This window comes from Proteus mirabilis HI4320 (assembly GCF_000069965.1).
GTDB lineage: Bacteria > Pseudomonadota > Gammaproteobacteria > Enterobacterales > Enterobacteriaceae > Proteus > Proteus mirabilis.
The window spans coordinates 2248140-2273726 of the sequence record NC_010554.1 but is presented as its reverse complement, the minus strand read 5'-3'; the positions used below and the strand labels follow the sequence as shown (position 1 = coordinate 2273726).

The following is a 25587-nucleotide window of genomic DNA, read 5'->3' as shown; positions in this document are numbered from 1 at the left end:
ACTTACTCCTTATCCGCAAGACGACGTTGGCTTCTTATTTTCATTGCTTGCCAAATAAGAAGAGAAATAAGCACAATACCGACAATGGCAGCTAACCCTAGCCAAATAGGATGCGAAGCAAAAACATACCAAACCTCTTCCCACCAAGGTAAATAACCGACGAAATAGGTATCACCAACACGTAAACTATGGACACCAGACTCTCTGACTAATACCACAGAGCCATGCATTGCATCACGTTTACCACTATCACTTATCGCTTCATTTAATAATCGATAACCTTGGGGACTATCGGCTAATAGCGCCACGACACTACGCTGTGAAAAGAACGGAGATTGAAAACCAATAATAGTGCCGAGTGATCCGGTTGATGTTAAAGATGTTCTGCTATCTGGGCGCTTATCTAGATCTTGATAATTGGTATGACTAAAAATGGTGATTTCACGTGATGGCAGTGTAATTTCGCTACGTGCTTTATCAATCAAGACATTCATCTGTTTATCATTATTGAGTGCTGGGGGAATTGTCCCGATTAATAATAAATCAGCTTCTTGTTTTGATAATTCCTCTAATGATGCAGTTAAAGAGACATTTAACGCGGGATAGCCAGTTTGTGCACCAATATTACCTAATGATATCAATAACGTTGTTAATTGCTCAGGTGAAGGGGATTGGTTGACATAAATAAGGGTTTCTGACAAATCGGCATAACGGCTAAATGGGAACCCAGCATGACTATAAACACGCAAATCAGGTAGAGCAATATAGTGGCGATAGTTACCAGTAAAATTAAAGCTTGATAATTCATCTAATGCTACCGTGTTAGGGACTGGGTGATAAGTAATACATTGATCAACGGAGCCTCCGGGGATCGGATTTGTATAGTCAAAAGAGAAACGGATCTGATTACGTTCACCTAATTTTACCGCGGGGATATTGAGGAGATTTTTGTTTTCGATCCAACCTTGAATTAACGGTAGATAAGCCACAATAAAGTTCTCTTTTTTATCTCTCTCTAAAGGGTAGGCTTTGATAAAGTGATCATTGACTGAAATCGACATACGAGAATCATCTTGAAATGCCGGAGCGGTATAACGATAACGCAATTGCATCTGTAGTCCTGTATTATTAAACATAAATAAATCAGGAGGTAAGGTCATATTGAGTGTGATGGGAGCAGGCTCTAGTCCACGAGATTGCAACTGACCTTGATAATCTTGCAAGGTATTAAAGTAGATTGGTTTATTTAATTGTACCCACTTAGGTGCATCATAAGGTTCACGTGGTGCCAATAGATTGACATCATTAATGGTGACGGTATCCCCTCTAAAAATAACTTGTCCCCGGGCAATACCATTGACGGCGGTAATTAAGTCATTGTCATCACGACCCATTACTAACAGCAGTTTTACATAAGGATCCGTTGGGTGTGAGACTAATTCAATGGTGGGAGCATTGACATTGGCATGTGTATTAAGAAAGTTGGGGTGTTGTTTATTAGTGGCAAATACAATGCTGTGTTGATTGGGCAACTGATTGTAATACACAGGGTAGTGTTGCTGGCGCCAATCGACTTGTGTACCAAACCAAGAAGCGAGTATTCCCGCCGCTTTTTGTTGGGTAAGATTAGGGGATTGGCTAAACACCATAGGTAAGGTAAAAGTACCAAAATCGCGACTATCAAAGAAAGGCTCGGGGAAATTGGCTAATTCGTTACTCAATTTCAATGATTGATAGGTGAGATGCAGTTGGCTATTTTTGCTGATATCAAGCCATAAGGTGGTATTGGCTTGGTTTTCACAAATTTCTCGGTAATGGCCGATAAAAGTAAATTTTAAATGATTAAAATCTTGAATAAACCGTGGATCGAGCGGTAATGTAATGTGGTTTTTATGGCCGAGTTCTTCTTTTTTCAGGGGGATCACGCCCATGATCTCATCATTTAAATAGATATTAAGATGTGATTCTATAGGCAGTAATGAAGGCGAGGGGGTAAACTCTAGATCTAATATTGCCTGTGAAACATATTCATCACTACGAACACCAAATTCTAGATAACCATCAGGGCTAGCGCCTTGTAATTTTAGAGCTCCATAAGTAGGTGCTGTTGTTGCAAATAGTCGTGTTTCTTGGCGAGATGGGATTATCTGATCCGGTGATGTTAAAGTGATTTTCTCTTCTTCAACCGTTATGAAAGGTTGTTCCGTTATAACCGCTGGCACTTCTTTTTCGTCATCACTATAAGCTAAACCGGAAAGCATAAGTAAGGCGAATAGTAGAAAATATTTTTTCATTATTATTACCCATAGATCTTATTGTTCATTAATAAATTCCCAAAAAGCTGAGTTTTACCGTTAAGATTAATGAAATATTTGTGAAACATTGACACGTCGTGGAAGTAGCGATAATAGCCACAATAAACACTGCCCTAATAAACGAAATAAGAGGTAAACAAGATACGGGGCGCGTTTAAGTAAGGTGTTATAGCCCCGCATACTGATATAAATGATATTTCTTAAACTATTCAGTGGATTATCGGCAGGGAGAGCGTGTTGCCAATTAGCCCAAGTGTCGGCTCGTTCAAAAGTACAGGCGGTAAAATCAATGGATTTTTGTGTATCCATATTAAGCAGTTGTAAGCCAATAATGCGATTATCAATCCGTAAAATACGTGCTTCAAAAGCATATTCACGTTGATTTTGTTTGAGAATAACGGTGATCTCTTGGTGACAAGATAAGGGAACTGTAAAATTATCTGGTAATACAATGGCACAGCCATTATCAGAGAAGTCATTGAGCTGACAAGAATAAAGCGAACCGTCTTGGAGTAATAGCATTGCGGGTACTCTTAGACGTACCCGTGGGAACTGTCGCTCTTGCTTTGCTTCTACAGAAACAGCAATGGCAACACCTAGTAATACTAAGTTATAGCATACCCAAACTAAGCACATGAGTACGGCTAACCTTTCATCGGGATCGCTTGTTGCGATACGCCAGAAAGCAAATAGAATTCCTAACAAATTAAGATTAAGAAACAGAATATAGGGGCGATTAATTTGCCAATCGACAAAACTTTTCTTCATAATTGCCCCTTTCTCTGTGACATTAAATTTACCTTTATAAGGTGAGAATAGGGTGCTTAATACGGGGCGAGTGGTGTACCAAGCTAAAATCGTTTCATAAATTTCTCCCCAAAATGAGTGGCGATAAGGACCTTGTAATTTGGTCGCGGCTAACCAAATGTGTAATAAATAAGGCACGACATACAAAGCGATAGCGATGGCGGGTGCGTAAATAATATAGGCATGAAAGATAAGGAACGTTAGTGGTGCTAATAAGAAGATCATCCTTGGTATGCCTGATAAAAAGTGCAACATGGCATTGAGGTAACAAAAGCGCTGTGGCAGTGTCAGCCCTTTGCCAAAGAGTGGATTATCTAAACGAAATATTTGTATCATTCCTTTTGCCCAACGTATGCGTTGGCCAATATGTGCTGAAAGTGATCCTGTTGCTAATCCTGCGGCAAGAGGGATACGAATATAAGCGGAAGTCCAACCATGGCGATGTAAGCGTAATGAGGTATGTGCGTCTTCGGTCACAGTTTCAACTGCCAGCCCGCCAATTTCATCCAAAGCACAACGACGTAATACAGCACAGGAGCCACAGAAAAAAGCTGCATTCCAAGTATCATTACCATCTTGCACTAATCCATAAAAAAGCGTGCCTTCATTCGGTGTTTCGCGGAAATTGCCTAAATTACGTTCAAAGGGATCTGGAGAGAAAAAATGGTGTGGTGTTTGTACCAATGCCATTTTTTCGTCTTTTAGGAACCAGCCCATAGTAAATTGTAAGAATGAGCGTGTCGGAATATGGTCACAGTCAAAAATAGCCACATATTCTCCGCAGGCTTTGCTCAATGCATGGTTGATATTGCCGGCTTTAGCAAAATCATGTTTTTCACGAGTGATATATTGAATACCAATTTCTTTAGCAAAAGCCGCAAACTCAGGGCGAGAGCCATCATCTAATAAATAGATAGTTAATTTATCTTTAGGCCAATCAATGTTTAAACAGGCATAAAGTGTTGGTTTTACAACTTGTAGCGCTTCGTTATATGTGGGAATAAAAATATCGACAGTAGGCCATTGTGTTGTATCTTGAGGCATTGAAATAGGTTGTCGATGGAGTGGCCAAATACATTGCATAAAACTAAGAAATAACACAATCCATGCATAAGTTTCAGCCAGTAATAGTAAGATCCCAAAGAAAAGGCTCAGATTATCCACCCAGTAGAGTGTGTATTGATAGCGCCACCAAATATATCGGCAAGCAATAGTCAGCGATAAAATAATAATGGTAATAGAAGACAGTCGGCCAGGGATATCGCGGATAGCTAAGGCTATCAGCCAAATCACGAGAACAAAAACAAATTGTAGTTTTAAATCAAAAGGTTGAGTAATACTTAATAAGATAATAAAAATGGCAAAAACAGCAACGAGCGATAATAGAGCGTATTGCCATAGTGGCGTGTTTTTTTTCTTATGATGGATCATATCTCGCGCAACAGGAGATAAGCGAGCAAAGAGATTTTGATAATACTGTCTAATATAGACAATAAATTGAATCGGTTTTTTCACCAAGGTGAGCATCAAATAATGGCAAATAAGCCAAATACTTTGTAATAAGTATCGGATCGGATCGCATAATTTAGGGCGACGCGGATTAATATGAGGAAATAGTTGTTGTTGTTTTTGTGCTATTTTCTGCCAAAAAGGGGATTCCATACGCAAAAAGAGCCACATTAATACCCAGAAAAGCTCATTCACGATAGCCGCACTGAATGAAGCCCCATTATGACGATAAAATTTGTAATAACGGGTTAAGATATGCGGCTGCACAGTAGCCTGTTGCCTTATCGAGCGGGACGCTTTTTTCTCTGGATAATCGATGGTTGACATTGTGGCTATCCTTTTTTGCTTAACAATAAAGGCAAGCACCATTGTAGAAGTTGATTAATTTCTTCAACTAACATGCAATTAGCGCGGTAATCATATAAAGGTAAGCGTGAAGCACAGGCTTCTAATAATGCTTCATCGCGATGAAGTTTTATTGGGCAGAAAGGAAACTGACTGGTTTGCCAAAATTGATAAAAATCTTGATGGATTTGGCTAGTGGCACAAAATTGATTCACCAGAATATACTCATTGGCAGCAAAGGTATGTTGGTTAAGCCGAATATGACAGTTACTTTCAGGTGTGGTAACGGTTAATACGATATTGGCTTTCGCAACCCATGATTTAAAAAGGGTATCGTGCTCTGGTTGTAAATCGAGAAAAATTAAAGTGTCTGGGTATTGTTGAGTAAAAGCGGTAAAAAAATGCAGTAGATGTTGGTTGGCAGTGGCAGATGCTTGCAAGTGCAATTTATCTTCTGAATTAACGACTCCAAAAGGTAAAATTTGATAACCGTTTTGATAATCACAAATCGCTTGTTCTATTGGGGTATGCGCGAGTAGTGCTTGTCCTAATGTGGTGACTTGTGATTTTTCTGGAAAATAGAAATGTAAGATATTATTCACACAGTTATCGATAACAATGACATTGTATTTATGGTGATGAAATTGGCGAGCCAGTGCAACGGTTATTGAGGTGGTTCCTACTCCACCTCTGAGCCCTTTTAATACAATTAGTGGCATAGTTTTTCTCATTTAGTTATTGAATTAAATGTGTTGAGTAATGGCCAACGATAAATAAGGCTATGTTGATTTTCTTCGTTATTAATATCTCTATAGTGATAGTTGTTTATTGAAAATAATTTCTTTAATTTATTTATATCTTGGTTTGTACTCTCTTTTTCTCTTTTTATCTCCGAGCGAATAATTTTTTTATTTTCCATTTTTTAACCCTCATGTAAAAATAAATTCTTAACCTGTAATTTTATTTTTCTTAGTCAAAGAAGGGGTAAGTGTTAAATAAAATATTAATATTCTTTATTTAAGGATATGCCTTAAAAATAGTTATTTCAATTACGTATAAATACATAAATTAAATATACGAATTTAAATTCTATTGGGAATAAATAATAACCCTCTTTGACAATGATAATATTCTCAATAAATTCATTTAAATAATAAATAAACCATTATTAGTCAAAAAAAACGAAATATAAGATAATTGTAAATTACCTATTTATAACAAATTCTAAGATAGTCTTTTTTAGATGATCAAAAAAGATTTGATTTTTATCAAGTAAAATACCATTAAATTAGTTAAATCATCTGTTTGTTATTGTTTTTATTTTGTTTTTTAGCTTTATGTTCTTATAGTGTTTGTTTTGTAATGCATTTGTTAATTTAACCGTTCTATTTGTGATTATTTTGTTTGGTTTTGGATATAAGAAAATAAGATAACTCTGTGTTGCTATTTATTTTTTAAAATAACAACACAACTATAAAATTTATGTCTATTATATAAATATAAAGTGGCGTTTTGTTTATTAATCAACTTAATTATTTTTAAGTTGATTGCTTATATTTATTTGTCAGTAATTTATTTTATGTACTTTTTCTTTTACATGTAAGTAGTTTTACTAATTGATGGGGGAATATTCTATTAAGAGTTAACTTTATAGTTATTTATAAAAATAAGAAGTATAAAAAGGCAAATATGAATATTCATATCAATGTCGGATATTATATAGATACGAATAAGTAGGTAATTAAAATGAACAAGACTAAAACAACTCGGTTCAGTTTTTTACATTACTGGCATGGGTTGGGCGCCTGGAATTTTTATTTTTTGCTAAAGTTTGTTTTGCTTTGGTATGGTTATTTAAAATTTGATGCATTTAGCAATTTACTCTTTCTAGCATTTTTATTATTTCCATTACCGAAAAAATTTTGGCATAAATTACGTAATTGGATAGCGATCCCTATAGGGGTTATGCTTTTCTACCACGACACTTGGCTACCTAGTTTTTCAACGGTATTAGAACAAGGAGGGCAGTTAAAAAATTTTTCATTCTCTTACCTCATTGAATTAGCTGTTAATTTTATTAACTTAAAGATGATCGGGGTGGCATTTATTTTACTGGTAGGGTATCTCTTTATTGAACAGTGGGTAAGAGTGTCGGTGTTTATTATCGCGGGTGTAGTGTGGCTTAATATTAGTGGTTTTACCCATTTTTCAGGCGCTATGGCTTCTGCTGTTTCTGCCAATAGCTTTACTCAGCAAACCAACACATCTATCGATCAGCCACAACCGCAAAATACAGAAATATTATCGACAGCGCAGACTAGAGCGCCAAATAATAACGTACTGAGTTCACCTTACCCGCCACAAAAACAGCCGGCTAATAACAAAGTGTTAGATGAATGGCTTGCTCAGTTTTATCGTTACGAAAATAAACGCAGCACACCCGCTCCCGCTCAGCTCTCTTCTTATGCACAACCCTTTGATATTTTAATTATTAATATTTGTTCACTCTCTACCGCTGATGCGGCAGCCGTCGGATTACAGCAACATCCTATTTGGGGTAACTTTGATGTGTTATTTAATCGCTTTAATAGTGTTGCTTCTTATAGTGGCCCCGCTTCATTACGTTTATTAAGAGCCAGTTGTGGGCAAACACAACACGCTGATTTGTATGATCCTGTCGATATGCAATGCTTATTGATGGATAATCTGGCTGCTTTAGGTTTTGAGAAGAAATTGGTGCTCGATCATAATGGCGAGTTTGGTCATTATCTTCAAGAAATTAGAGAGTTAGGTAATCTTAATGTGCCGTTGCAAGATCAAAGCGGACTCTCTCATCAAATTACCGCTTTTGATGGCTCTAAAATCTATAACGATAAAGAGACCTTAGAGCGTTGGTTAAAAGCACGAGAAAAATCAGATGAAAAACGGACGGTGACCTTTGTCAATTTAGTGTCACTTCATGATGGTAATAGGTTCGTTGGCGAAAATACAACGGCTGATTATGGCAAAAGAGCCTCAGCACTACTTGATAACTTAAATGCTTTTATTAATACCCTTGATAAACGTGGCAGAAAAGTGATGGTAGTGATTGTTCCTGAACATGGAGCCGCATTACAAGGTGATATAACTCAGATGTCTGGTTTGCGAGATATTCCAAGCCAAAGTATTACTACAGTTCCTGTCGGTATTCGTTTTACTGGACTTAAAAATCAACGTTTACCTCATACGCCTATGATGATAGATAAACCAAGCAGTTATTTAGCGTTATCCGATTTTATTCTCCGTAATGTGAATGGCGATATCTTTAATCAACCCACCATTGATTGGAATGCTTTAACCCGTGAATTACCACAAACCGCGACGGTATCAGAAAATCAAAATACCATTGTGGTTGATTATCAAGGGAAATCTTATATCAAATTAAATGAAGGAGAGTGGATAGACTACCCTGATTGATTTGTTTATTTCATCATCACTCCCTGTTCTCTTACTGACTTTGAGTTCCCCGTTAATATTGCGGGGTTTTTTTATGGTTAACAAACAGATAAATTTCAGGAATAAAAAAACCACACCTAAAAGATGTGGTTTAATGAGTTTGCTATGAAACAAGGGAAATTTATTTTAAACCCGCAGCTTCACGTAAAATCTCAGCTTTATCTGTTGCTTCCCAAGGGAATTCAGCACGACCAAAATGACCGTATGCTGCTGTTTTTTGGTAGATCGGATGCAGTAAATCCAGCATTTGAATTAAGCCATAAGGGCGTAAATCAAAGAATTCACGTACTAATAAGATCAGTTGTGAAGTAGGGATTTTTTCAGTGCCAAATGTTTCGACCATAATAGATGTTGGCTCTGCAACACCGATAGCGTAAGACACTTGAATTTCACAGCGATCTGCTAAGCCCGCAGCAACAATATTTTTTGCAACATAACGTGCAGCATAAGCCGCAGAACGGTCAACTTTGGAAGGATCTTTACCAGAGAATGCCCCACCGCCGTGGCGTGCCATACCACCATAAGTATCAACAATGATCTTACGACCTGTTAATCCACAGTCGCCCATTGGGCCACCGATAACAAAACGACCTGTTGGGTTAATGAAATATTTGGTTTGTTCATTTAACCATTCTGTTGGCAGAATAGGTTTAATGATCTCTTCCATTACCGCTTCATGTAAGTCTTTTTGTGAAATATCTTCAGCATGCTGAGTTGATAAAACCACGGCATCAATACCAACAATGTTGTTATTGTCGTATTGGAAAGTGATCTGGCTTTTAGCATCTGGACGTAACCATGGTAGTGTGCCATTTTTACGTACTTGAGCTTGGCGCTGGACTAAGCGGTGAGCATAAGTAATAGGCGCTGGCATCAGAACGTCAGTTTCATTAGTGGCATAACCAAACATTAAGCCTTGGTCACCGGCACCTTGTTCAAGGGGATCTGCGCGGTCAACACCTTGGTTGATATCTGGGGATTGTTTACCAATCGCACTGATAACGGCGCAGGAATTAGCATCAAAGCCCATATCTGAACTGGTATAACCGATTTCACGTACTGTTTTACGTGTGATCTCTTCGATATCAACCCAAGCTTTGGTGGTAATTTCTCCGCCTACCATCACCATGCCTGTTTTAACGTAAGTTTCACAGGCAACACGTGCTTTTGGATCTTGTTCTAAAATTGCATCCAATACGGCATCAGAAATTTGATCCGCAATTTTGTCTGGATGACCTTCTGATACTGATTCAGAAGTAAAAAGGTGTGTAGTCATTATATCTCGTTACCTTAATACAGATGGTCTAAGGATGGATGTTTTAACATCTAGACGTCCATTTTAGGACTGTTTTCTCTTTAATTCCAGCTTTTTTTAATCAAATATAGGGATAAACTCGCATCCAATAGTTGATATCATTTTTTGTGTGACACAATTTTTCAAGTGAGCAAAAAGAAAAATAATAAAAAAAAGCGATTTATCTATTTTGTTTTTGCATTTTGATTCAACTACAGGTATAACCTCGCCGTTACTGTGAAAACTGAATCACAGTGTAAACCGCAGGATTGCTGATCCTGTTTCTCTGTTAGGGAAATGGCTTATAAGGTTAAGCCATGTGTGGAGTGAATGGGTAATGATCCATTGTCTACTGGTTATTCTTTTCAAAAACCAAAACAGTACTCGCCAATACTATACCCGTAGTATGTCTAGAGTGATTTCCTCTTTGAGCTCTTTTTCTTTAGAGCGAAGTTGTCTGTTACTTGCCAATAGGTGATTGTGTTAACTATTAGTCGGTTAACTTCATCGCTTTCTACTACTATATCCTGCGTTAGGCTGGATAATCATACAAAAATATATAGTGAGTCATTACTTCTAACTGTTATTTATCGGTCATTTCAGCTAGCCATGAAATTATTGACTACTATAGTGACAGGCAAGGTATAAACTCATACTCCCTAAGGAGAATGTCATGAATGATAACATCGCTCGTAAGATGCAACAGACTTATAACATCACATATTGGGGGGGAGGATACTACTGCGCGAATAATCGCGGCAATATTAGTGTTTGCCCAAATCCTGATGTGCCTGAAGCAACGCTGGATTTAACAGAATTAGTTAAGCAAGTACAAGAAGAGCATTCACATTTACGCCTTCCTGCGCTGTTTTGTTTTCCACAAATTTTACAGCACCGTTTGCGCTCAATTAATGCCGCTTTTCATCGTGCACGTGAGTCTTATGGCTACAAAGGGGATTACTTTTTAGTTTATCCAATTAAAGTCAATCAACAGCGTCGTGTGATTGAATCGCTAATTAATGCTGGAGAGCCATTAGGATTAGAAGCTGGCTCTAAAGCTGAATTAATGGCAGTGCTTGCTCATGCCAACATGACCAGTTCGGTGATTGTTTGTAATGGTTACAAAGATCGCGAATATATTCGTTTAGCCCTTACAGGGGAAAAGCTCGGTCATAAAGTGTTCTTGGTCATTGAAAAAATGTCTGAGATAAAAATGGTACTTGAAGAAGCCGAACGTTTAGAAGTGATCCCCCGCTTAGGGGTTCGTGCTCGCCTTGCTTCTCAAGGCTCCGGTAAATGGCAAGCCAGTGGGGGTGAAAAATCAAAATTCGGCCTTGCTGCAACACAAGTACTACAACTGATTGATACGCTACGCCAAGCTGGTCGTTTAGATAGTTTGCAGTTATTGCATTTTCACCTTGGATCACAGATGGCTAATATCCGTGATATTGCGACAGGTGTGCGTGAATCAGCCCGTTTTTATGTTGAGCTACATAAGTTAGGGGTCAATATTCAGTATTTTGATGTTGGTGGTGGCTTGGGCGTTGATTATGAAGGTACGCGCTCACAATCTGATTGCTCCGTTAACTATGGCCTGAATGAATACGCTAATAACGTTATTTGGGCGATTGGTGATGCTTGTGATGAAAATGAATTACCTCATCCAACCGTTATTACAGAATCAGGTCGAGCATTAACTGCGCATCATACGGTGCTTATTTCCAATGTTATTGGTGTTGAACGTAACGAATTTACTGCAATCACGCCGCCGGCCGAAGATGCTCCAAGACCTATCGCAAGCCTTTGGGAAACATGGGAAGAGATGCAAACCAAAGGGAATAGCCGTTCATTGCGTGAATGGCTGCATGATAGCCAATTAGATTTACATGATGTCCATACTCAATATGTACACGGTATGTTAAGTCTGACAGAGCGTGCATGGGCGGAAGAGTTATATCTGAATATCTGTCGTCATATTCAATATGATTTAGATCCAAGTAATCGAGCCCATCGCCCGATTATTGATGAACTGCAAGAGCGTATGTCAGATAAGTTCTATGTCAACTTTTCACTGTTCCAGTCATTGCCTGATGCTTGGGGAATTGATCAATTATTCCCTGTATTACCAATTGAAGGTTTAGATAAACCGCTCGATCGCCGTGCTGTATTGCTAGATATCACTTGTGATTCAGATGGTATTATCGATCATTATGTCGATGGTGATGGGGTCGAAACCACGATGCCAATGCCAGCTTATGATCCTGAATATCCACCAATGATTGGCTTCTTTATGGTGGGGGCGTATCAGGAAATCCTTGGAAATATGCATAACTTATTTGGTGATACAGCTGCTGTTGATGTTTATCTTGATGAGAAAGGCAATCTTACTTATCAGTTGAGTGAAGAGGGTGATACCGTTGCGGATATGCTTCAATATGTAAAACTTAATCCTGCGGTATTGTTGGAGCGCTTCCGTACTCAAGTGAAAAATGCACAGTTAGATAAAGCACTCCAAGAGCAGTTCCTAACTGAATTTGAAAGTGGCTTATACGGTTATACCTATCTGGAAGAAGAGGAGTAATGCTTACTTCCTAATGCAGAGTGGTGTTGATACATCACTCTTTATCTATCATATTGATTTATATGTTGCTTGTTAAAATAAGTAACAGAGGTAATGGCATGAAAAATTGTACGTTAGGTAATGAGACTGATAATTCTTTGATCTCAAATGCATTTGGTTTTTTACGTTTTCCACTGAATTTTCAACCTTATAGCAGTGATGCTGATTGGGTGATCACTGGGGTGCCTTTTGATATGGCAACTTCAGGTCGTGCAGGTACTCGCCATGGGCCCGGCGCTATTCGCCAGATTTCGACTAACTTAGCGTGGGAAGGACATCGCTGGCCTTGGCACTTCGATATGCGTGAACGCCTCAAAGTTGTTGATTGTGGTGATTTAGTATTTAACTTCGGTGATGCGCAAGATATGAGTGATAAGCTACAAGCTCATACGGAAAAATTGCTAGCAGCAGGTAAAAGATGTTTAACCTTTGGTGGTGATCACTTTGTGACATTACCTCTATTACGTGCTCACGCTAAACACTTTGGCAAAATGGCTTTGGTGCATTTTGATGCTCATACCGATACTTATGCTAATGGCAGTAAGTTTGATCACGGTACGATGTTCTATCATGCTCCTAATGAAGGTTTGATTGATCCACAGCATTCAGTGCAAATTGGTATTCGTACCGAGCATGACACTAATAACGGCTTTACTGTCTTGGATGCTGCACAAGTTAATGATCGTGGGGTTGATGATTTAGTCGCGCAAATTAAAGAGATTGTGGGTTCACTTCCTGTTTATTTGACTTTTGATATTGATTGCCTTGATCCCGCATTTGCACCGGGTACAGGAACACCGGTTGTGGGTGGATTAACCACGGATAAGGCGCTGAAAATGCTGCGTGCTCTACAGCCGTTAAATATTGTAGGCATGGATTTAGTTGAAGTATCGCCAGCGTATGATCAATCAGATATTACTGCCCTTGCCGGAGCAACCATTGCACTTGATATGCTATATCTGCAAGCGGCTAAAAAATAATTACTTTTTTGTCATAAATAATGTCAAGGCAATATCTATTTAGATATTGCCTTATTTTTATCCATTAAATGAATGAGTTAAGCATTTTTTGCTAACTATAAAGTTAATGAGTAAAAAAGATCATCTGCTCTTTTGCAACAGATGATGGCCTTTTGGTAACTTGTTATTCTAAATGATAATTATTTTCACTATATTCTATTCTACTTATTGTGTTTACTAGTGAATGATCATTTCTTTGTCACATCGCACTTTAATTGCTACTGTTAAATTATTAATAAAGTTCTTTTTTGGAAGAGCTTTTTCATCTGTAAATATTCAGGAGAAAGACAATGGCTTTGAATGGTAAAGTAATTTTAGTTACAGGTGCTGCTCAGGGAATTGGTCGTGGTATCGCATTACGTCTTGCTAAAGAGGGTGCCGATATTGCTCTGGTTGACTTAAAAGCAGATAAATTATCCGATGTAGCAAAAGAAATTGAAGCGTTAGGGCGTAAAGTAACGACCTTTGCTGCAGATATTAGCAACCGTGATGAAGTCTTTGCGGCAGTTGAACATGCTGAAAAAACCTTAGGCGGTTTTGATGTTATGATCAATAACGCAGGTATTGCACAGGTGAAACCTCTTGCAGATGTGACTCCGGAAGATATGGATCGGATCTTCAAAATTAACGTTAATGGTGTGATGTGGGGTATTCAGGCCGCTTCTGAGAAATTTAAAGCATTAGGCCATAAAGGGAAGATTATTAATGCATCTTCTATTGCTGGGCACGATGGTTTTGCCATGTTAGGGGTTTATTCTGCCACTAAATTTGCAGTACGTGCATTAACACAAGCGGCAGCTAAAGAGTATGCGAGCGCAGGCATCACTGTTAATGCTTATTGCCCGGGCATTGTCGGCACCGATATGTGGGTTGAGATTGACGAGCGTTTCGCTGAAATTACTGGAGCACCAAAAGGTGAGACCTATAAAAAATATGTGGACGGTATTGCTCTAGGACGTGCTCAAACTCCTGATGACGTAGCTGCGTTAGTTTCCTTCTTGGCAAGTGATGATTCCGACTATATTACGGGCCAAGCTATCTTAACCGATGGCGGTATTGTCTATCGTTAATTATTGATTACTTAATCATAATTGTTATTTGTGCCCCGAGTTATTCACTAAGATAACTCGGGGCATTTTTTTATGATATGTGTACGAAAAATATTTCCTCTTTGATTTTTGTCTGTTATAAGTTACATTTTTAGTGTGATTTATAAGCAACAATTAGGACTTTGGCAATAAGGAAAGCAAATGCCATATAAAATAGTGCGTTATCAGGACAGAAACCAAAAAGTACCCTATCGAGAGTGGATACAAAAGCTTAGGAAACGAGATCCTCAAGCGGCTGCTAAAATTGAAGTACAAGTAACTCGAGCATGTTATGGTAACTTCGCCGATCATAAATTTGTTCGTGATGGAGTCTGGGCTTTACGAATAAACTTCGGGCAGGGATATCGGGTTTATTATTCAATAGAAAATGAATTTATTATTCTTTTACTTGTTGGAGGGAATAAAAGTACTCAACAAGCAGATATTGATAAAGCAGTGAACTATCTTGAAGATTATCATGTAAGGATGAAAAATGACCAATAAAATAGATGTAGTAAAAAGAAAAACTGTTCCTGCATATCTTGACCATGATTTAGAGATGATAAATGAACTACGAGAAGATCCTGATTATGCTGAGGTGTATTTGCAAACGGCGTTAGAAGGTATTTATGAGCCTGGGGGAATAGGTGCATTTTTAATTGCATTACGGCAAATTATTGAGGCTCATGGTGGAGTGGGCGTGATTGCGAAAAAATCAGGATTATCTCGACAACATATTTATCGAGCATTATCTGAAAATGGTAATCCAACACTGACAACATTGACAGAAATCACCAGAGCAGTAGGCGTTCGATTAGCATCAACTCACTGTGTTTAATAATTTACCAGCAAAAAATACGATGTGCCCCGAGTTATTCACTAAGATAACTCGGGGCATTTTGTTTACTGTAACGCATTAAAGTTGGAAATAACGAGCAATCAGTGGCGCTGTAAAGTTCTTTTTTAAATAAAAACCACGGGGAAGTGTCATGATGCGTTGTCCATTTTCACCAATGGCTTCGGTTAATGCCTTACTGTTAGCAGCCTTAGGGCGAATTTGTAATACTTGTCCGTGACGCGCAGTAATGCTTTCTACTTTTCCTAAGACAATCATATCCATTAACTCTTCCCAATCGTGACGCAGTAGCTCTTCTTCAAGATGATTGGGGCTCCAAAGTAGCGGGGAAGCGACTCTACGCTGTGCTAATGGGATCTCCCGTTCTCCCTCTACAGGTACCCATAATACTTTCGACAGCTTACGTTTTACATGGCTATTCTCCCATGTGATCCCACTGTTTCCTGTAAGTGCGGCTACACAAACAAAGGTCGTTTCTAATGGCATACCAAAACGGTCGATAGGGATGGTTTTTAGCTCAACACCGATATGAGAAAAATCTTGTTCAGGTTTACTGCCGGCACTGGCACCTAAATAGTATTCCAATAGCATACCGACCCAACCTTTATCACGCTTTAAATTTTCAGGAATAGGAAGCTGTGCAAAAGCGGCGAGTTCACCGAAGGTATAACCAGCCAGCGCTTGTGCTCGTGCGAGTAAAACGGATTCATTTTCAGGTGCTGCTGGTGGCGTAAACATAAATAACTGTCTTCCTGTACAATAAATAAACAGAAAAAAAGGATGATGGAAAATGTTTTTTCACTGATTTAAGTTAAAACATAATAGCATGATATATCATCATTTTTTTATGTGAATCGAGGTTTTAATAATAAATGATATAAGTTGTTCAGGGTTATCCTTAGATCATAAACAGGCTTTTGCACTAGGTTATCCACAGCTTTGTGGGATAACTCCGCAAAAGTGAGATCACTGTTCTGATTTACAGCCTTGACTTTTGCCGATATTCCCCAAAATCTGCCTATTTCGATTAACTAATCGGCACAACCTGTGGATAAAACCGACTATGATTGTTTTTTGTACAATTTAACCATTGGACTTTATTCATTGGTTTATCCAATCGTTGAAATAGGGATAAAAACTTATCTACTAATTTGAATTATAAGTGATATTTTAAAAAATGTTTCAACAGTCTGTAGGCTAATATAAAAACTATACCCTGATTATCTCACTCTTTTTCACATAGATATCCACAGAAAAAGTGAATAAATCCCCTAGACCTTACTGTTGGTGTTTATAACTTTGCGGGTTTCTGTGAATTAACATAGTTATAAGTGAAAACGCTATTTTAATGGGGGCGTTTCTAAATCAGGTATAAACCATGCCGATTTAAAATCAAACCAACCAAAGGTATTCATTTTTACACCGCGTATCGTACGTTGCCCTTGTAATTCAAGTAAATGGTGAAATAACGGGAAAAGCCAATTATTTTGTGTTAATTGGCGACACCACTCTTCAAGCGGTAATACTTTTTGACGCCATAAGGCTAGGGCATCTTCATAACGTTCACCCATGCACTGGTGAAATAGGGGCAGTTCATAAAGTGCTGCAAAAATAGAAAACTCGAGCGGTTTATAGAAATTGACGGTAGCTAACCAGATATCACTCTTTGCATCACCATAATACCACTGTTCATAATCAAGCACTTGAATAGATAATTCGATATCATAGTCAGATAAGATTTTTTTGATCAGTTCAGCAATAGTGCTGTATTCGTGGTGCTCTTTATACAGTGTAATGGTCAGTTTTGTGAGTGAAGCGGGTTTAGTATGCGGTGGGATCAGTTTGCTATGGTGCCAGTGTAACAATAAACCATAAGCAGGTGACCAATGGCGTTGATAAGAGGGCGCACAATGGGCCAACATATTCACCGGTGTTAATACACTACTAAGCCATTCGCGGATCTCAGGTTGTTGGCATTGTGTTGAGCGGCTATCGTAAAGTAAAAAATAACAGCCTTCCTCTTTGCGGCTTTCCAGTGAGTTGTTATGAGTATCATCATCGGTTAAATGAAGGGTAGAGCAAACCATTTTGTCTTTTAATTCAGGAACCACCCAAATATCGATGTTATCTAATAGTGCGCGTAAACCAAAATAGCGATCAAACGCTTTGATTTGCAGTTTATGTTGATCATTGCTCATCACTTGGTATGCCCCTGTGCCAATGGGGTGCTGAGAAAAATTAGCGAGAGTTCGCCATTCTTGGGGTAAGATCGCTGCTTGTGGGCTACCTAATAGGGTGGCAAATTGTTTATCCGGTACGGTTAAATAAATATCAATAACATAAGGTTGCGGTGAGGTTATTTTCTCAATATGTGCATAAAGTGGATTGCAGACTTTCATTCTCATTAAAGAGGTGCTGATATCCTCTATGGTTAATTCTCGTCCATGGTGAAAATAGATAGCAGGGCGTAAATAAAAGCGCCAATGTTGCTCGCTGATCATCTGCCAGTGATGGGCTAATTCCGCTTCGACTTCCCCATTTTCCTCTTTTAAGTGAAGTAATGAATTAAATATTTGGCTCATTAAATGTAATTCAGAGCGCCGAAGCGGCGTACCGGGTAATAAATTACGAAAAGGGCGATAGTAAATTATTCGTAGACGTTGTTGGCTAGGGTGAAAGCTTTTTTCAATCTGTGAAAGCACCATTTGCCGTAACGAGTCTTTATCGCCCATCAGTGCAACGAGCTTTTCTATATCATTTTCTTCCAGTAATCGCTCTGCTCGGCTTTGTTGGATGTCAAAGGCGTTAGAATGAAAAGTCAGGGTGGATTTTTTTCCTCTTCCTACTTCTGCTTGCCAATCTATCCAACCAGTTTGATGCATTTTGTTTAGTAACGAACGCACATGGCGACGAGTGCAATGTAATGTTTCAGCAAGCTCTTGTAATGTGGTTTCAGTCTCTTTTCCCTCAAAAGCTTGCCATAAGCGAATAAATTGCAACTCTAAGCGGGGTGATGTCATAAAAGAGGAAATCCCTTATTAAAGTGATCAATTTTAATTTCCTTATATTAGACCGATAATGTTTGTGTTTAAAGTTAGCTCTTATGTTAGTTATCACAAATTATGAATACTAACAGACTCCCCCTTTGAGCATGCGGTGATTACCGGCCAGTGATAATAGTTCACTGGCTTTTTTGTTCGTTTTACTGAAAAAAAATGCCGCGAGGTAAATAGCGGCGAGAATGACAAAGTTTAAATTTTTACAGATAACAAACAGTGAAATAAGGTAATTGAGTCAGTGATTAACGCATAAAAGCTGGTTGTTTAGCTTCATAAGCACTTATCTCTGCTTGGTGTTGTAACGTTAATCCGATACTGTCTAATCCCTCAATCATGCAATGACGGCGAAATGCATCGATTTCAAATGAGAAGCATAATTCACCAGCGATCACTTGTTGGGCAACTAAATCAACGGTAATAGGCGTACCAGCATGCTCTGTTACCCAATTAAATAACTGGGTAACTTGCTCATCACTTAATTTGATTGGCAATAACTGGTTATTAAAGGAATTGCCGTAAAAAATATCAGCAAAACTCGGCGCGATCACCGCATGAAAGCCATAATCTGTGAGCGCCCAAGGCGCATGTTCGCGAGAAGATCCACAACCAAAATTCTCGCGCGCCAATAAAATAGAAGCATCTTGATAGATGGGCTGATTTAAAATAAATGATGGGTTAGGCTGGGTGCCTTCATCATCTAAAAATCGCCAATCATGAAATAAGTGTTTACCAAATCCTGTGCGAGTGACTTTTTGTAAAAATTGTTTGGGAATAATCGCATCAGTATCCACGTTGGCAGCATCTAAAGGTACTGGAATTCCAGTGTGTTGTGTGAATTTATTCATTAGGCTCTCCGTTATGATACTGTTGCAAAAGTGCGAATATCAGCAAAATGTCCATGAATGGCGGCGGCAGCGGCCATTGCCGGACTGACTAAATGAGTTCTGCCACCACGACCTTGGCGACCTTCAAAATTACGATTGCTGGTCGATGCGCAACGCTCTCCGGGATTTAATCGGTCATTGTTCATTGCCAAGCACATTGAGCAGCCGGGTAAACGCCACTCAAAACCGGCTTCAATAAAAATTTTATCTAAACCTTCTGCTTCTGCTTGGGCTTTAACAGGGCCTGAGCCGGGAACAACAATTGCCTGTACATGGGAGGCGACTTTATGCCCTTTAGCTATCTTTGCGGCTGCGCGTAAATCTTCAATACGAGAGTTAGTGCAAGAGCCTATAAAAACTTTATCTATTGTAATATCAGTTAAGTTAACACCTTCAGTTAATCCCATATAAGCTAAGGCTTTTTCGGCGCTAGCTCGTTCAACAGGATCGTTAAAACTGTTCAATCGCGGAACAATTTGGTCAATAGCAATCACTTGTCCCGGATTCGTCCCCCAAGTCACTTGTGGTGCAATCTCTGCGGCATTAATCGTTACAGTAGCATCAAAAATAGCATCTTCGTCCGACTTTAACGTTTTCCAATAGGCGACAGCTTCATCCCACAATGGGGCTTGAGGGGCAAATTGACGTCCTTTTAAGTAAGCAAATGTAGTCTCATCAGGAGCAACTAAGCCTGCTTTTGCCCCCATCTCTATCGCCATATTGCATAACGTCATTCGCCCTTCCATACTCAAAGCTTCAATAGCTTCTCCCGTAAATTCAATGATATACCCCGTACCTCCCGCACTACCCAATTTTCCGATAATCGCCAATACGATATCTTTTGCCGTGATGCCATTGGCTGTTTTGCCTTGTACTTCGATTTTTAAGGTTTTAGCACGTGATTGTTTTAAGGTTTGTGTCGCTAATACGTGCTCAACCTCAGAAGTGCCAATACCGAAAGCTAATGCGCCAAAGGCACCATGTGTTGCTGTATGTGAGTCGCCACAAACAATTGTCATGCCTGGTAAAGTTAAGCCTTGTTCAGGCCCCATAACATGAACAATTCCTTGATATGGGTGATTTAAGTCATACAAGGTCACACCAAATTCTTGACAGTTTTTCATTAACTCTTGCATTTGAATACGCGCCATATCACCACAGGCGTTGATATCTTTGGTTTGAGTTGAAACGTTGTGATCCATTGTGGCAAAGGTTTTGTTGGGTTGACGAACAGCACGACCTTTGGTTCTTAAACCATCAAAAGCTTGAGGTGAAGTCACTTCATGCACTAAATGTCTATCGATATATATAATAGGTGTTTCATTCGCTACTTCTCTGACAACATGTGCATCGTAAATTTTTTGATATAATGTTTTACCCATGTTATGCCCCTTCTTGAATAAACTGAGCGATATGATCACCCATTTCTGCGGTTGTTATTGCGTTTCCTTCTCCCGCTAAATCTGCGGTGCGATAGCCTGTTGCTAGTACTCTTGTAATTGCTTCTTCAATGGCTTGGGCTGCTTTATCTTCATTAAAGCTATAACGCAGTAATAGGGCGGTTGATAAAATTTGTGCTATTGGATTGGCGATATTTTTACCGGCAATATCTGGTGCGGAGCCACCTGCGGGTTCATATAAACCAAAATGTGCTTCATTTACGCTTGCAGAGGGCAACATGCCCATTGAACCGGTGATCATGGCGCATTCGTCTGATAAAATATCGCCAAAGATATTGGAGCACAGCAATACATCAAATTGCGCTGGATCTTTAATTAATTGCATTGTCGCATTATCGATATACATATGTTGCAAGGTCACATCAGGGTATTGCTTAGCGACCTCAGTGACGACTTCACGCCATAAAATAGAGCTTTGTAAAACGTTGGCTTTATCAATCGACGTGACTTTATAACGACGTTTTTGCGCTGATTTGAAAGCAAAATGAGCAATACGTTCGATTTCATAGCGATGGTAAACCTCGGTATCAAAAGCACGCTCTTCGCGACCTTCACCATCACGGCCTTTAGGTTGACCGAAATAGATCCCCCCAGTTAATTCACGAACACATAAAATATCAAAACCGCGTTGTGCAATATCAGCACGCAATGGACAATAAGCTTCTAAACCTTTATATAAACGAGCTGGGCGCAGATTGCAGAATAATTTAAAGTGTTTACGTAAAGGTAATAATGCGCCACGTTCCGGTTGTTGATCTGCCGGTAAATGCTCCCATTTAGGCCCCCCCACAGAGCCGAATAAAATCGCATCAGCTTGCTCACATCCAGCTAAGGTGGTTGCCGGTAATGGTGTGCCATGATTATCGATAGCAATACCACCAATATCGTACTCTTTGGTCGTGATATTCAGTGAAAATCGTTTATTTACCGCATCGATCACTTTTTGTGCTTGCGCCATAACTTCAGGGCCAATGCCATCTCCGGGCAATACTGCAATATGATAATGTTTAGACATAATGATTAAACCGCTTCTTGTGTTGTATGGTGTTTGCGTTTTTCTATTTCGACTTGCTCTGAACGCCAAATACTGTTGATAACATGCATCATGGCGTTGGCGGATGAACCGACGATATCAGTTTCTAATCCCATGCCATGAAATTTACGTCCTTGGTATTCAACTACGATATCAACTTGTCCTAATGCATCTCGTCCTTCACCTTTGGCTGTTAATTGATAAGTCACCAGTTTTAAGGGATAACCTGTAGCACGAGAAATAGCTTGATAGACAGCATCAACGGGACCATTTCCTGTTGCTGCTTCAGTGATTTCTTCATTTTTACGACTAATGCTGACACTGGCCGTGGCAACTGTTGAGGAGCCGGATTGAGTATTAAAATAGTTCATTACAAACTCATCAGGCTCTTGTTGTTGTTGCCCCATAAAAGCCAATGCTTCTAAGTCATAGTCAAAAACTTGACCTTTTTTATCAGCTAAACGTAAGAAAGCAGCATATAAAGAATCTAAGTTATAATCTGTTTCGCGATAGCCCATCTCTTCCATACGGTGTTTTACCGCAGCTCGACCAGAGCGAGACGTTAAGTTCAATTGCACCTCTTTTAAACCAATTGATTCAGGTGTCATAATTTCGTAAGTTTCACGATTTTTCAGTACGCCATCTTGGTGAATACCAGAGGAGTGGGCAAAGGCATTTGAGCCAACGATGGATTTATTGGCATGAATAGGGGTATTACATAATTGACTGACTAACTGGCTGGTACGGTAGATCTCTTTGTGATTAATACGCGTTTGTACATTCATCATTTGTTCACGTACTTTTATCGCCATAATCACTTCTTCTAAAGCGCAGTTACCGGCTCGTTCACCTAAGCCGTTGATAGTCCCTTCAACTTGTCTTGCACCTGCTTGTACTGCGGTAATAGAGTTTGCAACAGCCATACCTAAATCATCATGGCAATGAACGGAGATCACCGCTTTATCAATATTAGGTACACGTTCAAATAAATTAGTGATAATGCCACCGAATTGATAAGGCGTGGTATAACCTACGGTGTCTGGAATATTAATGGTTGTTGCGCCCGCGTTGATGGCACTTTCCACAATGCGACATAAATTATCAATATGGGTACGCCCCGCATCTTCGCAAGAAAACTCAACATCATCAGTATAGCGTCGGGCGCGTTTAATTGAGCGTGTTCCCATTTCAATAATGTCATCAAAGGATTTTTTTAACTTATGTTCAGCATGCAAAGCGGAGGTAGCTAAAAAAACATGAATACGAAATGCCTCGGCAATGTTTAATGACTCTGCGGCAACGTCAATATCATTATCAACACAGCGAGCTAACGCACAAATGCGACTATTTTTAATTTCTCGAGCGATGGTTTGTACAGATTCAAAATCCCCAGGGGAAGAGACAGGAAAACCCGCTTCAATGATATCTACACCTAAACGTTCTAAGGCATAAGCAATTTGTAACTTCTCTTTTACGCTTAAGCTAGCTTGCAATGCTTGTTCGCCATCTCTTAATGTGGTGTCAAAAATAATCACATTGTTGCTCATAATCTGTTCCTTATACTTTTTTATTTCGTTTTTTGCGCTCTCCCAGGTATAAAAAAACCCGCGATTAGCGCGGGTTTTTCTCTAAGGGTAGGTATGTTTCATTTTTTACCCATCAGCCGACCGCGCATCAATGTTGCGAATAGTAGTAGGCTTGATAGTAAAATTGCGTTTAACATGAAACATCCTTACATTTGTTCTTAATAATGTTTATTTATTGATACCGGATACCAATCATCATGTCAAGCATTGGAATTTTTTAATTTGTTTTGATGTGTGAATTATATTTTATTCTTAGTAATTCTGACTAATATCTAAATTTTTAGTAATGATTATATCTATCAAACAATCATTGATTAGGTTAATGTTTCACATAATCGCTCTCGGGGAGTGAAATAAAAAATTAAACAATTGTTTGCTTTTTTTTTGAACAACTAACTATCAGGGGGATGAGCGGTTGTAGTTAACAACAATATCAATAAATTTGAGCAACATTTTGAATATAAGAATAAAAATTATTACCGTGGTGACTGTAATAGTTCTGAAAGTGTCCTGTAAGGTGATAGATTTTATTATTTTATTATGATTTTTATCATATTTTGTTTTATTATTTGCAAGGCATAAGGTAAAACAGGTTGTAATATATATCGGTATAATCATTTCATTAATATGTAATTTAAATGTCAATTTATTCTCTTTAATATAAAGATGAATTATTTTTTGGTGTTTGTGTTATACATTTTGTGATGTACATGGATGATGAATAATAAGTAGTAATATTTTTATAAAAGTTACAGTCATGGTTAGATATATAATTTATTAATATGCTTTTATATTATTAATAAGTTTTAATTCGCCAATTATAATAACATAGTGGAGTAAAAAATGACGGATTACACATCAGCAACAACGACCAATAAAGAGTCAGCAGATATGCATTTACGTAATGTTGATCTTAATTTATTAACGGTGTTTGATGCTGTTATGCAAATGCAAAATGTCACACGAGCAGCACAGGTGTTAGGTATGTCTCAACCGGCAGTCAGTAATGCAGTTTCTCGTCTTAAGATCATGTTTAATGACGAGTTATTTGTTCGGTATGGCCGAGGTATTCAACCAACATTAAGAGCCAAACAATTATTTGGCCCTGTTCGACAAGCATTACAATTAGTCCATAATGAATTGCCAGGGGCGGGATTTGAACCGGAACAAAGTGATCGTGTGTTTAGCTTATCTATTTGCAGTCCATTAGATATCAAGTTAGCGCCAAAAATTGTAGAGAGAATAAAAAATAAAACCCCTAATATTAATGTAAATATTAAGTCTTATTTGAATAGTAATATTGAACACCAATTAAAATATCAGGAAGTTGAGTTCTTTATTAATTATAAACAATTTGATAAACCAGAGTTTCATTCACACCCTTTATTCAATGATGAAGTGGTTTTGGCTGTCTCTAACCAACACCCACGAATTAAAGAAAGCGTTACTGAAGAGATGTTATTAAATGAGCATCATTCTATTGTTTCTTTAGAAGATGTGGGGTCTTTTAGTGCGGCTTATTATAAGAATACAGAGTTAGAAGATTTAATTACTTATGAAGGTACTGATTTAAATAGTGTATTAAATCTAGTCTCAAAAACTTATTCGGTCGCTATTGCGCCTAGATGGTTAGTTGAAAGCTATTCAGAACAATTGAACATTAAGGCGATATCATTACCTTGGGAGAAGGTAGAACGTCCATGCTATTTAATTTGGCATGAGTCAACGGCGCGAGATAAAGGCCATTTATGGATGAAAAATTTACTTAGTGAGGTTTGTCAAAACTAAGAGTGATTCACTCATAATTAGCACTCTATGCTAATTATGCAGAAATAGTGGCAGATAACGTTAGCTTACTGCTAATAACCAATAAAAGATATTCTTTAATAGTAAATAGTAAAGATAAGTCTCTTGGGTAGCTGTCACTATTTTTGCCCTAATTGTTATCCTATCCCTATCAGTTGCAACTATTGTCATCTAATCGATTTTTTTCTTTATTTTCTCTGTTATTAATCTTGTAAATGAATAAATTTTTATAATTATCTTTTGATTTTATTATATTTTTCTTGTTAATACTTTGTTTGTTCACAAAGTGTTCAGGCTCATTTTTACATTTTCATTAGTATGATGAAATTGACAAAACTTTTCATGACTCACAATTTTACAAATTTATGTAAAATTAGATTCCTTTATTTTTGCGGATCACTTAGACTTTCA

Annotated in this window: 18 protein-coding genes; 7 read left to right on the top strand and 11 right to left on the bottom strand. The window is 38.3% G+C overall.

Going from position 1 to position 25587, the window contains the following annotated elements:
* Positions 1–2: 2 nt before the first annotated feature.
* The 4 genes from bcsB to bcsR form a co-directional block, all read right to left on the bottom strand.
* Positions 3–2294 carry a cellulose biosynthesis cyclic di-GMP-binding regulatory protein BcsB gene (bcsB, locus tag PMI_RS10345; protein WP_012368244.1) on the bottom strand — a complete coding sequence of 764 codons (2292 nt, stop codon included), beginning with the start codon at positions 2292–2294 and terminating at the stop codon, positions 3–5.
* A gap of 66 nt (positions 2295–2360) precedes the next feature.
* Positions 2361–4958, bottom strand: a complete 2598-nt coding sequence (gene bcsA / locus PMI_RS10340; protein ID WP_012368243.1) for a UDP-forming cellulose synthase catalytic subunit — start codon at positions 4956–4958, stop codon at positions 2361–2363.
* A gap of 5 nt (positions 4959–4963) precedes the next feature.
* A complete protein-coding gene (locus PMI_RS10335; RefSeq protein WP_012368242.1) occupies positions 4964–5695 on the bottom strand; it encodes a cellulose synthase operon protein YhjQ/BcsQ in 732 nt (243 codons plus the stop codon).
* Positions 5696–5703: 8 nt separating this feature from the next.
* Positions 5704–5895 carry a BcsR/BcsP family cellulose biosynthesis protein gene (bcsR, locus tag PMI_RS10330; RefSeq protein WP_012368241.1) on the bottom strand — a complete coding sequence of 64 codons (192 nt, stop codon included), beginning with the start codon at positions 5893–5895 and terminating at the stop codon, positions 5704–5706.
* A gap of 827 nt (positions 5896–6722) precedes the next feature.
* Here bcsR and bcsG point away from each other — a divergent pair.
* A complete protein-coding gene (gene bcsG / locus PMI_RS10325) occupies positions 6723–8432 on the top strand; it encodes a cellulose biosynthesis protein BcsG (protein WP_012368240.1) in 1710 nt (569 codons plus the stop codon).
* Positions 8433–8592: 160 nt separating this feature from the next.
* Here bcsG and metK read toward each other — a convergent pair whose 3' ends face one another.
* Positions 8593–9747, bottom strand: coding sequence for a methionine adenosyltransferase (metK, locus tag PMI_RS10320; RefSeq protein ID WP_004244148.1), 1155 nt, complete (start codon positions 9745–9747; stop codon positions 8593–8595).
* Positions 9748–10438: 691 nt separating this feature from the next.
* Between metK and speA the strand changes: the two genes are divergently transcribed.
* The 5 genes from speA (at position 10439) to PMI_RS10295 (ending at position 15330) form a co-directional block, all read left to right on the top strand.
* Entirely contained in the window at positions 10439–12346 is a 1908-nt protein-coding gene (gene speA / locus PMI_RS10315; RefSeq protein WP_004244147.1) for a biosynthetic arginine decarboxylase, read from the top strand.
* A gap of 98 nt (positions 12347–12444) precedes the next feature.
* Complete coding sequence (gene speB / locus PMI_RS10310) at positions 12445–13365, top strand: agmatinase (RefSeq protein WP_004248574.1); 921 nt, start codon at positions 12445–12447, stop codon at positions 13363–13365.
* A 329-nt stretch (positions 13366–13694) separates the two neighbouring features.
* On the top strand, positions 13695–14474 hold the full coding sequence (locus PMI_RS10305) for an acetoin reductase (protein ID WP_004244145.1): 780 nt from the start codon (positions 13695–13697) through the stop codon (positions 14472–14474).
* A 180-nt stretch (positions 14475–14654) separates the two neighbouring features.
* A complete protein-coding gene (locus tag PMI_RS10300; RefSeq protein WP_004244144.1) occupies positions 14655–14996 on the top strand; it encodes a type II toxin-antitoxin system RelE/ParE family toxin in 342 nt (113 codons plus the stop codon).
* Complete coding sequence (locus tag PMI_RS10295; protein ID WP_004244143.1) at positions 14986–15330, top strand: helix-turn-helix domain-containing transcriptional regulator; 345 nt, start codon at positions 14986–14988, stop codon at positions 15328–15330. The genes PMI_RS10300 and PMI_RS10295 overlap by 11 nt, the downstream gene beginning before the upstream one ends.
* Before the next feature lie 78 nt (positions 15331–15408).
* Here PMI_RS10295 and mutH read toward each other — a convergent pair whose 3' ends face one another.
* From mutH to leuA, 6 genes are all read right to left on the bottom strand, one after another.
* Positions 15409–16086: a DNA mismatch repair endonuclease MutH gene (gene mutH, locus PMI_RS10290; RefSeq protein WP_004248572.1), complete on the bottom strand. Its 678-nt coding sequence runs from the start codon at positions 16084–16086 to the stop codon at positions 15409–15411.
* 602 nt (positions 16087–16688) lie between these two features.
* Complete coding sequence (gene sgrR, locus PMI_RS10285; RefSeq protein ID WP_012368239.1) at positions 16689–18368, bottom strand: HTH-type transcriptional regulator SgrR; 1680 nt, start codon at positions 18366–18368, stop codon at positions 16689–16691.
* Positions 18369–18649: 281 nt separating this feature from the next.
* Positions 18650–19252 carry a 3-isopropylmalate dehydratase small subunit gene (gene leuD / locus PMI_RS10280; RefSeq protein ID WP_012368238.1) on the bottom strand — a complete coding sequence of 201 codons (603 nt, stop codon included), beginning with the start codon at positions 19250–19252 and terminating at the stop codon, positions 18650–18652.
* A gap of 11 nt (positions 19253–19263) precedes the next feature.
* Complete coding sequence (gene leuC / locus PMI_RS10275) at positions 19264–20673, bottom strand: 3-isopropylmalate dehydratase large subunit (protein WP_004244139.1); 1410 nt, start codon at positions 20671–20673, stop codon at positions 19264–19266.
* A gap of 1 nt (position 20674) precedes the next feature.
* On the bottom strand, positions 20675–21766 hold the full coding sequence (leuB, locus tag PMI_RS10270) for a 3-isopropylmalate dehydrogenase (RefSeq protein ID WP_004244138.1): 1092 nt from the start codon (positions 21764–21766) through the stop codon (positions 20675–20677).
* 5 nt (positions 21767–21771) lie between these two features.
* On the bottom strand, positions 21772–23331 hold the full coding sequence (gene leuA / locus PMI_RS10265) for a 2-isopropylmalate synthase (protein ID WP_004244137.1): 1560 nt from the start codon (positions 23329–23331) through the stop codon (positions 21772–21774).
* Positions 23332–24213: 882 nt separating this feature from the next.
* On the opposite strand from leuA, the gene leuO reads away from it, so the two are divergent.
* Positions 24214–25158: a transcriptional regulator LeuO gene (gene leuO / locus PMI_RS10260; protein WP_004244135.1), complete on the top strand. Its 945-nt coding sequence runs from the start codon at positions 24214–24216 to the stop codon at positions 25156–25158.
* The last annotated feature ends 429 nt before the right edge of the window (positions 25159–25587 follow it).